This is a genomic window from Sulfitobacter sp. 1A15299 (genome assembly GCF_043556915.1).
Classification (GTDB): Bacteria; Pseudomonadota; Alphaproteobacteria; order Rhodobacterales; family Rhodobacteraceae; genus Sulfitobacter.
This window is the reverse complement of record NZ_JBIFFJ010000045.1, coordinates 1-13807: the sequence shown is the minus strand read 5'-3', so window position 1 is coordinate 13807 and position 13807 is coordinate 1. Positions and strand designations below refer to the sequence as shown.

Below are 13807 nucleotides of genomic sequence, written 5' to 3'. Positions count from 1 at the left end.
GACCGCGTCCAGCTATGCCGCCAACTGGCACCTCGCCGCAACGGTCATTGCCTCAAAGTGAATGTCCACGGACCCTAGGTTAGTACCACCTATACGTGCCCGACGAGCGGATGCGTATATCTCACTCATCCTGGTATTGGACACTGCCAACAACGTGGTCTCGATAGCGCTCTTCACCTGATTTGCATCGACAGTGGAAGCAGCGGCATGAAGTGTGCCACGGTTTATAGACGCTTTATTCGGTAATTCTGGTACCAATGAGAGACGGATATGAATAAGAGAATACGATTTACTGGCGTGTTCAAGCACGACCCTTTGGCGCAGATTGTTGAAGGGGGCCAAGCGGTCGTATATACGCGCCAAGTCCGTCTGCACTTGGAAGGCTCAGTCTTTGAAGTCACCACCCGTCCGATCTGAGGTTGCGGAACAGGCTGCTGAGAACAAGCAGCTCAAGCGAGACCTGAACTTGGTTGTCCGAGATGCGCACAATTTAATAAAATCCGGCCGCGCACTTCCCGCGCTAGTCTCAGGGAAGTACGCGTTCCAAAAGTCTCTCCGTGGGGAGTTTTCGGTGCGGTCGATGTGTCGTGTGCTGGCGGCGCATTTCAGCGGTTTCTATACCTGGGTTAAAGAACCGTTGAGTCTGCGTGAGCTTGAAGATTAGCGGCATGCGGAGCTGATCCACTAAGCATGGACCGAGAGCGGGAAGTTCTACGGCTATCAGAAGCTGACCGATGATCCGCACGATAGGGACGAGACCTGCTTTGAGAATCGTGTCGTAAGGTTGGCTAGTCTTGTAGGTACCTCGGCTCAAGTTGATTACTAACGCTGTCTGGGTCGCTATGGCGGCAAGCCTGGTATTTGGGCCGACACGTGCTCGGTCGGCAATCTGAGGTTGCGGCAACTGACACATTTTGGGTGACCGATATTACCTAAAAAGGACGCATAGAGCGTGGTCATACTTTGCTGTCGTAGTGGGATTGTTTAAGAGTAGTCGTCGAATGGTCAATACAATCTCTGATGACAACTGACTTGGGTTTGCAGGCATTGTTACTCCCGTTCTGCGGCGCAAACCAAAGCTAAGGGTCAGCATTCATTCTGCTCAGCGCACGCAATTCACTGGTAAAGAATGGCAACCGTTCTTGGATAAGCACAAACTGGATCCCAGCTTTAGCTGCCGAGGGAATTGGCTTGACAACGCGGCCGTGGAGAGCTTCTTCCCTCTATTGATATGCGAACGTGTCAGGCGGCAGACCTATCACACACGCCACGCTGCGGGGGCAGGACGTTTTCGACTACATCGAGATATTATACAATCCGACCAGAGATCACACGAATGACGGCTTGCTGTCACCGGTTGACTAAGAAATGAGACAGCAGAAAATGAATGAGGCGGCCGTCTGATGAATTAGGGCTCCTCAGAGGGCTTTGCGCGCCTCTTGCTGGATGCGACGCGCCGTTCGGAGGCGGTCGGATGCGAGAACAATCGGCTCACGGAATTCGGCGCCGACCTGACACTGGGTTTTCCCCCAAATCTTGCTGGGATCCAGCCGTAAACTGCATTAATCTTAACGTGGGGTCTGAGAGATCAAAATATGAAACCAGAGCGAAACCGAGATAGCCAAATATTTTTCGGCTGTGTTAATTATAACTCTGCCGATGAAGTTCAAAACTACTACAACTCCATTAGTTTAAATGTTGAAAACTTCCAATTTGTGGTAGCCGATGCTTATCATAGCGAAGCGGCGCGAGAAGAGATAAACATTGTAGCCAAGCGCAACAATTTTCAAATATTTGAGGTGGAGAATTTAGGTTACAGTCACGGGCTAAATAGGCTCATCGAACTCGCCCTTATGACAAATGCCCAATTGTTTGTAGTGGGAAACAGTGATTTGTTATTGGCGTCCAAATTCCCGCGACTGTCTCCACAAAGTAAAGCTTACATGCCAACGTTAGTGGAGGGACGGCGAAACAGAAACCCGTTTCTTAACATTCTGCAATCTAAGTATCTTCGACTTCATTATCTAGCTGCAAGATATAATCTGTTTTGGTTATTCTATGTAAACCTCGCAGCCTTAAAAGTTCTAGGTTTGCTCCCAGCTCGACCTTGGACGTGCCACGGATCGCTTTTCATAATGGACCGATCAATAGCCAACGCCAAAATCTTTAATGAGAATACTTTTTTGTATTCGGAAGAGTTGGAATTTGGATCTTACCTGTCCAAGAATGGCTACCCGCTTGAAGCGATTGACCTGAGGGTTTTACACGATGCTCATGTATCAACAGGATCAACCACGAAAAATAAAAAGAAATTCTTCAAAATCTGGAGGACCGGCTTCCTCAACTGGTGGTTTCGCTATGAATAGCGACATCGTTTGCTGCATCGTGCTCTATCGACCGACCCGCGATCAAATCATGGAAATAGTGAGAGTTTCGAAAGTTCTATCAAGAGTTGCCGTTTTCTGGAATCATTATACCGAAGATGATAAAGGCTTGGCAAACATCCTTTCCTCCAGAGATACTATAGAAATCTATAGAAACCGGGAAAACTGCGGTCTATCGGCGAACTATCAAAAGTGCCTAGAATTAGTTGAGAATGAGAAGTATCTCATTTTGCTCGACCAGGACACAGCGTACTCCGATGAGGATCTGAGTGAATTCATCATAACATCTCGGAATTTGTTTCAGATGAGTCCAAAAGTATCGGCTATTGCACCAAATATTGAATGCGATTACGATCCAGAGAGGAGTCGCAAAAAGTTCACTTCTCCAACCTATGTGCCATGGATAATTAATTCGGGAACACTATTCCGAATCGAACATCTGCGTGAGATTGGCGGGTTTGATACCAATTTATTTGTGGACCACGTTGATCTTGATGTGTCATATGCTCTAACTGCTCTGGGTTATAAGTTACTGCAACTACCAGAACCAATCTTACGCCAAAGCCTTGGGCGAAGAGCGGCGCGACTGGGTTTCAAGACCTATCTCCATTCTAGTTGGCGTCTCGAAAGACAGGTTCGTGATCGGATCTATTTGTACAGGAAACATAATAGTGCTCATATGATAATACCTTACATGGTTAAGGCGAGCCTCAAGCAAATGTTTTTTGGGGATAGGATATTCGCTCGGTTGCATTCAATTTTCAGAGGGTTCTATTTTACTAGGAAGGAACTTAATACTGACAATCGCAAACGTCCCGATGATTGATTCGGAAAGTGGTGTTTCGAGATATTACTGTCGCATGGAAGCTTCTGTTAACATCGGGTATTGTTTTCTGACTACTGAGTTACTTTCGGTGAATGGGTTTTCTGGGCCATGCGAATTAGATTTGTACTAGTGTTCGCCACCTGACAGAGGATTCCCATCGGCAACGTGGTGTGCCATATCTGGGGCATGAGACGCGATGCCATCTGCCTTTACCTTTGCCCCGCCGATCGAGCTGAACTTCAAGCCCTGATCAGCAACCGCAACACTGCGCGCAAGCTTGGTAAGCGTTGGTCCGGGGTCACGTTGTAGGGTGTGATCCGGGCTGCGAGAACGAACCCATCTTATGATGGGGAGTACGTTTCGCAATGTGCGCTACAAATTCGTTTCTCAGATCGCTTGGCGTCGAGATTTATGCGTCCGGCCACCGCCGTTGGTCGGATACCGCAAAGGCACAGGCGGTGGCGGACACGCTTGAGGTCGGTGCAACGGTGAACGCTGTCGCTGAGCGATATGGCATCCTTCCGAACCAGCTATCTGCGTGGCGTCGACAGGCCAAGCAAGGAAAGCTGTTGCTACCCGCGCCGGATGCTGACGCGCCGCTCTTCGCTCCACTGGTGGTCTCTGCTGGGCCGGAAGAGGCCACAGAAGCTCTGACTGTTCCGAATGAGGCGATCAGATTGATCTTTGGAGAGATCGCCATCGAGCTGCCGCTGCAGACATCTGCCTCTCGGATTGCAGAGATCGCCCACGCGCTTGATGCTTCTTCATGCTGATGCCATCGCAAGGCGTTCGGATATTGGTTGCGACGCGGCCGGTGGACTTCCGTAAAGGACACTATGGATTGGCTTCGATGGTGCAGTCGGCATTGGCCCAAGACCCCTTTACCGGAACAGTCTTTGTATTCTGCGCCAAACGGGCCGACAGGATGAAGATTTTGTTCTGGGACGGCAGCGGGCTCGTGATGACCTACAAGCGACTTGAGGAGAACAGCTTCATTTGGCCCGCCATTCGAGATGGCGTGATCACCTTGAACCGCCCCCAATTCGAGGCGCTTTTTGCAGGGCTGGACTGGCGCCGGTGCGCTCTCTAGAACCCCGCAGACCGGCTGCGGCAGAGTGACTCGGAGGCGCAAAAGGCCTGCCCATTTGGGCGTAAATCAAGCTATACTCCGGGCATGTCCGACCTGCCGCCCATCGATATATCTGCCATCCCCGAGAGCCAGCGTGAAGCTGTCTTGGCGGTGCTGCGCGAGAACAAATCGCTGAAGCAAGAGACGACCGGGCTACAAACTAAAACATCTGAGCTGGAAGTTTTGGTTAAACGGCTGGAGCACCTCATTGCCGAGCTCAAGAACGCCACACATTGCAAGCGCTCGGAGAAGTTAAGCGAGGATGAACGGCAGCTGGCTTTTGAAGACCTTGAAGTTGCCGTCGCTGAAGTTGAGACTCAGCAAGCTGAGCAGGCGCCCTCAGAGGCACGGCCTCGCAAAGCTGCCCGGCGCAATCGTGGCATTCTTCCCGCAGGCCTCCCGCGGGTTGAGCGGGTGGTCGAGCCTCAGAGTTTGAACTGCCCCTGCGGGTGTGGCGAGATGCACCGTATAGGTGAAGACCGCACCGAGCGGCTGGATATCATTCCAGCGCAGCTGCGTGTCATCGTCACCGTTCGCCCCAAATATGCTTGCCGTTCCTGCGCTGAAGGTATCACGCAGGCCCCGGCTCCTGCGCATCTGATCGAAGGCGGGTTGCCGACTGAGGGCGCCATCGCACATGTGCTTGTCAGCAAATTCTCAGACCACTTGCCGTTGTATCGTCAAAGCCAAATCCTTGCCCGCTCCGGCATCGATATCCACCGCAGCACTTTGGCCGATTGGGTGGGCACAGCGGCTTTCCATCTGAGCCCTGTCGTGGACCGCTTGGCTGAGCATCTAGAGAAGTCCGGCAAGCTATTTATGGATGAGACAACGGTCCCCGTTCTGGACCCGGGTCGAGGCCGCACGAAGACAGGATACCTTTGGGCACTGGCGCGCGATGACCGAGGATGGGGTGGAGATGATCCGCCAGGCGTTGTCTTCGCCTATGCCCCGGGTCGTGCAGGGCAGAATGCAGAGCAGATATTGCAGGGCTTTGACGCCACTCTGCAACTGGACGGCTATGCTGGCTACAACCGGCTCACGCGCCCGTCGCGGAAAGGCGGCGCGCCGATCACCGTCGCGTATTGTTGGGCACACGCGCGGCGCAAGCTGAAAGAGGTCTTTGATCGAGACGGCTCAGAGATCGCCGCAGAAGGGCTGCGCCGGATCGCAGAGTTCTGCCGCATTGAAGGCGAGATCCGTGGGATGGGTCCGGGTCAGCGCCTCTCGGCACGTCAGGCCCGCACGGCACCATTGATGGCAGAGTTCGGCGAGTGGCTTCAGAGCCAACGGCGCTGGATCTCCTCGAAGTCCCGCCTCGGCGAGAAGTTGACCTATATCCATCGGCAATGGAGCGGGCTACAGACCTTCCTGCACGACGGCCGGGTCGAGATCGACTCCAATGCAGTCGAGAACCTGATCCGCCCAATTGCATTGACACGAAAGAATGCGCTTTTTGCCGGGCACGACGAAGGTGGCCACGCCTGGGGCCGCATCGCATCTCTCATAGCGACCGCGAAGGTCAATGATGTCGAACCGTTCGCATACCTCAAAGCGACCCTTGAAGCGATTGCGTCAGGTTATCCTGCCAATCGCATCGACGACCTTCTTCCGTGGAATTTCCAGCCGTCAAGCTGATCTCAAGTGCCGCGTAGCCGCCGCTTACTCAACAGTTGGCAATTCTTGGAGGTTGAAGACGTGCTTGGGAATCATCGCCAGCCTCGCTGTGCCAGTGATATGCAACTAGAACGCTTGCCGTAAATGCTTTGACTGAGCCCTTCAACTGTGAGGGGCCCCATTGGATAAACAGTAAGGTTTTCTGCGCCCTATGAGTATGCTAACCCTATTCGAATGTTGGTGGTGTCACTATAATATGGGCAAGCGCAGTGACCTAGTTTACGGCTCACCAGCGTCAGAAAGTTTCGTGCCGAAGGCACCAGAGGTCGACTACGTATTGAAATTCAACCCGGACCAGCCGATGGGGGCAGACGAAAATTTTGTAAAAGATCATCTCGTTTGAAGAATCTTGATCCAGGAACTGACCAGCCAACAGTCGGAGCTTTATCATAGATAGGTGGAAGTAATGGCAGAAATCGAATTGTTGATTGTTGGCGGACTCGGAAACCAACTCTACCAATTTTCGACCGCATTGTTCTTAGCAGAGCGGCATGATATCAATAGAATAACCATAAATACCGGCCACCTCGCGGCATATAGGGAAAATTGGGGCCTGGCACTCGAAAAGTTCGTCGACTTTTCAAAATTAGAGGTCGAGATTAGATACATAGACAGAAAGCACTATGTCAGGCCAGCTAAACTCTTCAAGAAAATAGGTCTTAGGTACACTCCGCTTGGTTATATAGATGATACACTGCTGAGCAATACTACTGCGTGCTCATTGAAAAATAATAGATATATCATGGATGACTACTTTGAGAGGATACCTGAAAGGGATGAAATCGATCAATGGTTTTTAAAGTTTTTCAAAATGGATCTGGTTCGCCCAATAGAAGATGTTTGTGTGATAAATGTACGTGGCGGCGAATATCGACGATTAGGCTGGACCTCGGAGTCACAATATAGGGATTATCTGGAGGCGCTTGATCAACTCAATTTGCCGTCGTCCACCCAGATAGAATTAGTTTCTGATGATATCGACTATGCCTTGAGAATGTTCAGTAACCGCCTTGATTTTTCGAAAGTACATAAACCTGATATGTACGATAACTTCATCGCTATCGCTTCTGCAAGGTATAGGGTGATTGCGCCGAGTACCTTTTCACGCTGGGCTAGCAATATTAACGCTTCGGGCAGTATCACTGTGGAAATTGGAAGAGTGAATGTATAAAGCTATATATATATTACAGATATTCTTTCTATTCGTTCCCGCCTTGGTCCAATTTCTTTCTGGGATGGTTCTTTCCGGTGTCATGATGGCGCTGTCTTTTCTGGCTTTTTCTATCCCGATGTTTCTACATATTAATACGGCAAGTGTTTTTTCTGATAGAGAAAGAAGGCTTTATCCAGCAGGTTTGAATTATACGCTTAGTGTTCTTGTAGCATTCTATATTTTAGGGAAAATTGATGCGATCAGCGGTATTTTAACAGCCCTCGGAAATGGAAACATTCAAGTTTTTCTCCGGCAAAATGCGGTAATTCGATATGAAGATTTTGATTCTGTAAGTACTCTCACAATAGCCCAAAGGCTGGCGGTTGTATCTTTCTTTGCTTACTCGTATCTTTTGCCATTCAGCAAAAAGCATGGTATTATCAAGGCTGTAGTTCTTGTATTGATGTGGTTAGTCGAAATGTCGTCACTTGCGAGGACTGGAGTTTTTCTTTCAATAGTCGCCTTGTCCACATCGGCAATGTGGCAATTTAATTTCAAACTTAATAATATATCTTTGTTGCGGATGCTGTTCTATTTTAACGGCGCCGCGATCGTTCTGAGTATTTTCTTTATTGGCGGTGTGATTTTGCGGATGTCGTCACCGGAACTCATACTTAGCCATCCTGAGATCCTCTATTTAAAAGTCTTGCAGTATACTTTTGCCATGTACGCAGCATTCGAAATCTGGCTCGTAGATAGTGATACTTTTACGTTCACTGGTGGCGTCTATACGTTCGCTTCGCTTTTTAAAATTTTCGGACTTAGGTTTGATCAGGGTCTATACGATGGTGTAAGTACTGTTTTTGGATTTACCAATATCTATACCGTTCTTCGTGGCCTCATAGCTGACTTTTCAATTTTTGGCGCGGTTATATTCTATCTTTTAAGTTCTCTTTGTTTTGCGCGCTGGAGTCGTAGGAAGACTAAAGCGTCATTAGTTGGATTTTCAATTTTATGCCCGATCTTTATCTATCCTTTTATGTCTCCGCACCTATTTTTTAATTTTTCTGTGGGCATTGCTTTTGGATGTTTGTTGGCTCGCTCCTCTTTGAGGATCGGCCCTCAAAGAATCGTGGAAAGCTCACCATGAGAAATTGGACAACTTTTCACAGAATTCCAAGGACTTTTCCAGCGACAGATTATCAAATAGTTGCTTTCCGATGTTAAGATGGCGGTTTATAACTTGATAGACACACCGACGAATTTTCTGTGAGAGGCACTGTGAAAATAGAGAAGACTGCACTGGATGGTTTGTTGATTTTGTCTCCGAAGCGACATGGCGACGCCCGAGGTTTCTTCAGTGAAAGTTGGAGCAAGTCCCGTCTTGCTGAGGCCGGCATCAACATTGATTTTGTTCAGGATAACCATTCGATGTCTTCCCAATTAGGCACTCTTCGGGGCCTGCATTTCCAATCACCGCCCCATGCGCAGGACAAATTGGTCCGTTGTGGCCGCGGTTGTCTGTTCGACGTAGCGGTCGATATACGCCGCGGCTCGCCGACGTATGGCAGATGGGTCGGGGTCGAGCTGAGCTTCGAGAATGGCAAGCAATTGCTCGTGCCCAAGGGCTTCCTACATGGATTTGTTACCCGAACGCCGGAGACCGAAATCATCTACAAATGCTCCGATGTTTACGCCCCTGACTGCGACGGGGCGATCCGCTTTGACGATCCAGACATTGGCATTGATTGGGGACTGGAGGGCAGGGGGCCGGTTTTAAGCGACAAAGACGCCAACGCCCCGTACTTAAACGATTTCGAATCACCTTTTACCTACAGGCCTGACCTATGAAAATTCTTGTGACCGGCGGTGCCGGGTTCATCGGCTCAGCCGTTATCCGCAAAGTGATCGCGGACGGGCATGAAGTCGTGAACCTCGATGCATTAACCTATGCGGCCTGTTTAGAGAATGTCGCCGGCGTGGCGGACAGCCCGCTCTATCACTTTGAGCATGCCAACATTTGCGATCGTGCAAAGCTTGCGCACATCTTTGACGCGCATCAGCCTGATGCGGTGATGCACCTCGCCGCAGAGAGCCATGTTGATCGCTCTATTGATGGACCTGGCGCGTTTATCGAGACCAATATCACTGGCACCTACAACATGCTGGAAGTGGCGCGCGCATGTTGGATCGCGCAAGGGCGCCCCGAGAGTTTCCGCTTCCATCATATCTCAACCGATGAGGTTTTTGGCTCGCTTCCCGATGACCCCACAGTGAAATTTACCGAAGAGACACCCTACGATCCTCGCTCGCCTTATTCAGCATCCAAAGCAGCAAGTGACCATCTCGTGCGCGCCTGGCATGAGACTTATGGGCTGCCGGTGGTGCTAAGCAATTGCTCCAACAACTACGGCCCTTATCACTTCCCCGAAAAGCTCATCCCGGTCATCATCCTCAACGCTTTGGCCGGTAAACCCCTGCCAATCTATGGGAACGGCGCCAACATCCGCGACTGGCTCTACGTAGAGGATCATGCAGATGCGCTGTTGGCCGTGCTCCGCAAAGGCGAGATCGGCCGCAGCTATAATATCGGCGGCGAAAACGAACGCAGCAATTTAGAGCTGGTGCGCACTCTCTGCGCCATCCTGGATGAGTTGCGCCCTGCAGACCATCCTTATGCCGACCTGATCACCTTTGTCGCTGACCGCCCGGGCCATGACGCACGCTATGCGATTGATCCCACCCGGATCCGCGAAGAGCTCGGCTGGCGGCCTTCGGTTACGGTCGAAGAAGGGCTCCGGCGCACAGTGCAATGGTATCTCGAGAACGAAGACTGGTGGCGCGCCTTGCAAGACCGTGCTGGCGTGGGTGAGCGACTGGGAGTCTCCGCGTGAAGTACCTCGTCTTCGGGCTCAACGGTCAGGTGGCGCGCGAACTGCAGCGTCAGGGGGAGGGTGCCATCAAAGCGCTGTCTCGCAAGGAAGCCAATCTCAGCGATCCGGCGGCCTGTGCCGCAGCGATTGCGGCCGCTGATGTGGATGCGGTGATCAATGCTGCCGCCTATACCGCAGTTGACCGTGCAGAGGAGGAAGAGGCGCTCGCGCAGCGTATCAATGGCGAGGCGCCCGGCGCGATGGCGCGCGCTGCGGCTACGCGCGGGCTACCTTTCGTGCATATCTCTACTGACTATGTCTTTGATGGTCACGGTACTGAGCCGTTCAAGGTGACGGATGCTACCGGCCCGCTTGGCGCCTATGGTCGCACAAAATTGGCTGGCGAAGAGGCGGTGCGCGCGGCCGGGGGTGTCCATGCGATCTTCCGGACGTCCTGGGTCGTCTCTTCGCATGGGAATAATTTCGTCAAAACCATGCTGAGGCTGGGCTCAGAGCGCGATACGCTGAACATTGTGGCGGATCAGATCGGCGGGCCAACCCCGGCGGCGAATATTGCGCGGGCCTGTTTTGCAGCGGTGCCGCAACTGCGGGATGATCCAGATAAATCTGGCACCTATCACCTCTCGGGTGGGCCTGATGTCAGCTGGGCCGGGTTTGCACGCGCCATTTTTGAACGCGCAGGAATTGAGTGTAAGGTCAGCGACATTCCCAGCAGCGCCTATCCGACACCGGCCAAACGGCCGCTGAATTCGCGGCTCGATAACAGCCTGACGAAACAAGTTTTTGGTTTGGAACGTCCGGACTGGCACGCTGAGCTTGGCGATATTTTAAGAGACTTAGGAGTATTATCAGCATGACGAAGCGCAAAGGGATCGTCTTGGCCGGGGGCTCAGGCACACGCCTCTATCCGGTGACCATCGGCATATCGAAACAGCTGTTGCCGATCTATGATAAGCCGATGGTTTATTATCCCCTTAGCGTGCTGATGCTCGCGGGCATTCGCGAAATCGCGATGATCACCACCCCCCAGGACCAAGACCAGTTCCAGCGCACCCTCGGCGATGGCAGCCAATGGGGTATTTCTCTGACCTATATCACACAGCCAAGTCCCGACGGGCTGGCCCAGGCCTTTCTTCTGGCCGAGGACTTCCTTGATGGGGCGCCTTCGGCGCTGGTTCTGGGGGATAACATTTTCTATGGCCACGGGCTGCCGGGATTGCTTGTAGCAGCCGATGCGAAGCCAAGTGGCGGCACCGTATTTGGCTATCGAGTTTCCGATCCAGAACGTTACGGAGTCGTGGACTTTGACGCCGAGGGCCGAGCCGTCTCAATCATCGAGAAGCCCGAGATCCCGCCTTCAAATTATGCCGTGACCGGGCTTTATTTCCTGGATGGATCAGCTCCGGAACGCGCCCGCATGGTTACCCCAAGTGCGCGTGGGGAGCTTGAGATAACTTCGCTGCTTGAGATGTATCTGCACGAGGGCGCCCTCTCTGTTGAACAAATGGGCCGAGGTTTTGCCTGGCTAGATACCGGTACTCACGAAAGTCTCCTTGATGCCGGCACGTTTGTACGCACGTTGGAAAAGCGCCAGGGTCAGCAGGCGGGTTGCTTGGAGGAAATCGCTTATCAACGGGGCTGGATTGGTAATGAAGAGCTGCTGGCCCGGGCGGAAAAGTATAAGAAAAATGGTTACGGCACCTATCTCATAGGGCTACTGAAGTAGTCAGCCGAGGTCCTGTCGCGACGAGTTTCAGATCATCGCTGTGTATACAATAACAGTCTCTGACGCGCTCTAATTTTCTTTGAAAACGCATATTGTTTACCCGATCCCTCTGGAGGGTCCGGCACGCTGAGCGGCCCAAATTGAAAGTTAGTGCAGGACCAGCTTGTCCAAAGTCAGGTCGGAAACCGCACGCCGAAGGCGCTCGTTCTCTTTTTGTAATCGCTTCAGTTCCTTGAGCTGTTCTGTACCCGTTCCACCGTACTTCTGCCTTGCCCCATCAGAACTTCAACCTGCCGCAACTTCACGGCAATTTCATCAGGCTTAGGTTTTTAATAGTCATCTCTAATCCTCCGCTTTCCTAACTATAGGGGCGGACCACTTCAGGTAGCTATCTGGATGAGGATAATATTATTCGCTATGAAGAGGTTTGCGTTCGGGGGCAGGGGTCGAAGGGGTAGACAACACGACGTCCCGCGCGCGGAACGACTTCAAAAATAATTAAGGCGAGCCGAAGTGTCTCCGGCTCCAGGTAGGGAATACGCATGTCAAATATTAAGATTGCTGTCGCAGGCATCGGTTATGTGGGGCTGTCGAACGCAGTCTTGCTGGCGCAAAACAACCAGGTTACGGCGGTGGATGTGGACCCTGAACGCGTCGCGCAGGTAAATGCAGGTCAATGCCCCATGGTAGATACCGAGCTCAAAGGTTACCTGCGCGGTAAAGTGCTTCAGCTGACTGCGACCACCGATGCGGCCGAGGCCTATGCTGGGGCGGATTTCGTGGTGGTAGCCACGCCCACCAATTACGATCCTGTTGAGAATTTTTTCGACACGTCTAGCGTCGAGGCGGTGATCCGCGCAGTTGTTGCCGTTAACGATCACGCGACGATTGTAATTAAATCCACAATCCCGGTTGGCTACACCGCTCAAATTTCAACGCAGATCGGCGGCGATCGGATCATCTTTAGCCCTGAGTTCTTACGTGAGGGCAAAGCGCTGCATGATAACCTGTATCCTTCGCGGATCATCGTCGGGGAGCGGTCGGCCCGTGCTGAGACCTTCGCCCGGCTCTTGGCTGAAGGCGCTCTGCGCGAAGACATACCGGTTCTATACACCAATGCCTCCGAGGCCGAGGCGATCAAGCTCTTCGCCAATACATACCTCGCCATGCGGGTGGCTTATTTCAACGAACTGGACAGCTATGCAATGAGCCACGGCATGGACAGCCGCCAGATCATCGAAGGGGTCAGCCTCGATCCACGGATCGGCGCGCATTACAACAACCCCTCCTTCGGCTACGGCGGGTACTGCCTGCCGAAAGACAGCAAGCAGCTCTTGGCGAATTACTCCGAAGTGCCGCAGAATATGATCCGCGCCATCGTCGACGCCAACCGCACCCGCAAGGATTTCATCGCCGACCAGATCCTCGCCCGACGCCCCAGCCGCATTGGCGTTTACCGACTGGTGATGAAGGCCGGGTCAGACAACTTCCGGCAAAGTGCGATCCAAGGCGTTATGAAGCGGATCAAGGCCAAGGGCGTCGAAGTCGTGGTTTACGAGCCAGAGCTGATCGAAGAGGAATTCTTTGGCTCGAATGTGTCTCGCGACCTCGTCAATTTTAAGGAGGAGTGCGACGTTATCTTAGCGAACCGTCGAACGCGCGACCTTGATGACGTTCCGGAAAAAGTCTTTACCCGTGATCTATTCGGGTCTGATTGATGTAAGAATTTTTTACGGTAGGCTGGAATAGGGCGTAGCGGAGTCGGCAGCAATATAAGGCCTCCCATCTCGGACGCGGCGCTCTCTGCGATAAGCTAAGCATTGGTGGCATATTGGTGGTGCCTGACCATGTTCGTAACAGAGGGGCAGATTTCCGCTAAGCGCGAAAATCGCATTGGCCTGACTAGCAAGCTTACCGCATGTAGCCGTTATGGAATAGCTCGCTAGGCTCAGGACTCATAGCCAGTAGATGACAGTGGCGGCGAGAGCGATGGCTGAGAGGAAGACCTTTGGGCATCG

The 13807-nt window shown here is 52.1% G+C and carries 12 protein-coding genes and 2 pseudogenes; 13 read left to right on the top strand and 1 reads right to left on the bottom strand.

What is annotated here, in order from left to right; translation table 11 throughout:
- The first annotated feature begins 270 nt into the window (after nucleotides 1–270).
- The 12 genes and pseudogenes from ACGYK7_RS18175 to rfbA all read left to right on the top strand — a co-directional run bounded on the left by ACGYK7_RS18175 (nucleotide 271) and on the right by rfbA (nucleotide 11789).
- A pseudogene (locus ACGYK7_RS18175) lies at nucleotides 271–1365 on the top strand (IS3 family transposase).
- Between the two features lie 230 nt (nucleotides 1366–1595).
- Nucleotides 1596–2366: a glycosyltransferase family 2 protein gene (locus ACGYK7_RS18170; RefSeq protein WP_394403805.1), complete on the top strand. Its 771-nt coding sequence runs from the start codon at nucleotides 1596–1598 to the stop codon at nucleotides 2364–2366.
- Complete coding sequence (locus tag ACGYK7_RS18165) at nucleotides 2359–3210, top strand: hypothetical protein (protein ID WP_394403804.1); 852 nt, start codon at nucleotides 2359–2361, stop codon at nucleotides 3208–3210. The genes ACGYK7_RS18170 and ACGYK7_RS18165 overlap by 8 nt, the downstream gene beginning before the upstream one ends.
- A gap of 365 nt (nucleotides 3211–3575) precedes the next feature.
- Nucleotides 3576–3983 carry a transposase gene (locus tag ACGYK7_RS18160; protein ID WP_322330023.1) on the top strand — a complete coding sequence of 136 codons (408 nt, stop codon included), beginning with the start codon at nucleotides 3576–3578 and terminating at the stop codon, nucleotides 3981–3983.
- Entirely contained in the window at nucleotides 3977–4300 is a 324-nt protein-coding gene (gene tnpB / locus ACGYK7_RS18155) for an IS66 family insertion sequence element accessory protein TnpB (RefSeq protein WP_394403803.1), read from the top strand. Before ACGYK7_RS18160 ends, tnpB begins: the two co-directional genes overlap by 7 nt.
- A gap of 84 nt (nucleotides 4301–4384) precedes the next feature.
- Nucleotides 4385–5977, top strand: coding sequence for an IS66 family transposase (gene tnpC / locus ACGYK7_RS18150; protein WP_394403802.1), 1593 nt, complete (start codon nucleotides 4385–4387; stop codon nucleotides 5975–5977).
- 445 nt (nucleotides 5978–6422) lie between these two features.
- Nucleotides 6423–7187, top strand: coding sequence for a hypothetical protein (locus ACGYK7_RS18145; RefSeq protein ID WP_394403801.1), 765 nt, complete (start codon nucleotides 6423–6425; stop codon nucleotides 7185–7187).
- Complete coding sequence (locus ACGYK7_RS18140) at nucleotides 7180–8319, top strand: hypothetical protein (protein WP_394403799.1); 1140 nt, start codon at nucleotides 7180–7182, stop codon at nucleotides 8317–8319. Before ACGYK7_RS18145 ends, ACGYK7_RS18140 begins: the two co-directional genes overlap by 8 nt.
- A 131-nt stretch (nucleotides 8320–8450) precedes the next feature.
- On the top strand, nucleotides 8451–9020 hold the full coding sequence (rfbC, locus tag ACGYK7_RS18135; protein WP_394403798.1) for a dTDP-4-dehydrorhamnose 3,5-epimerase: 570 nt from the start codon (nucleotides 8451–8453) through the stop codon (nucleotides 9018–9020).
- On the top strand, nucleotides 9017–10063 hold the full coding sequence (rfbB, locus tag ACGYK7_RS18130; protein ID WP_394403797.1) for a dTDP-glucose 4,6-dehydratase: 1047 nt from the start codon (nucleotides 9017–9019) through the stop codon (nucleotides 10061–10063). The genes rfbC and rfbB overlap by 4 nt, the downstream gene beginning before the upstream one ends.
- Nucleotides 10060–10920: a dTDP-4-dehydrorhamnose reductase gene (rfbD, locus tag ACGYK7_RS18125; protein WP_394403795.1), complete on the top strand. Its 861-nt coding sequence runs from the start codon at nucleotides 10060–10062 to the stop codon at nucleotides 10918–10920. Before rfbB ends, rfbD begins: the two co-directional genes overlap by 4 nt.
- Nucleotides 10917–11789, top strand: a complete 873-nt coding sequence (gene rfbA / locus ACGYK7_RS18120) for a glucose-1-phosphate thymidylyltransferase RfbA (RefSeq protein ID WP_394403794.1) — start codon at nucleotides 10917–10919, stop codon at nucleotides 11787–11789. The genes rfbD and rfbA overlap by 4 nt, the downstream gene beginning before the upstream one ends.
- A 153-nt stretch (nucleotides 11790–11942) precedes the next feature.
- On the opposite strand, the pseudogene ACGYK7_RS18115 reads toward rfbA, so the two are convergent.
- Nucleotides 11943–12100, bottom strand: a pseudogene (locus ACGYK7_RS18115) (IS3 family transposase); the annotation flags it as partial.
- Nucleotides 12101–12340: 240 nt separating this feature from the next.
- Here ACGYK7_RS18115 and ACGYK7_RS18110 point away from each other — a divergent pair.
- Entirely contained in the window at nucleotides 12341–13507 is a 1167-nt protein-coding gene (locus tag ACGYK7_RS18110) for a nucleotide sugar dehydrogenase (RefSeq protein WP_394403806.1), read from the top strand.
- Nucleotides 13508–13807: the final 300 nt, after the last annotated feature.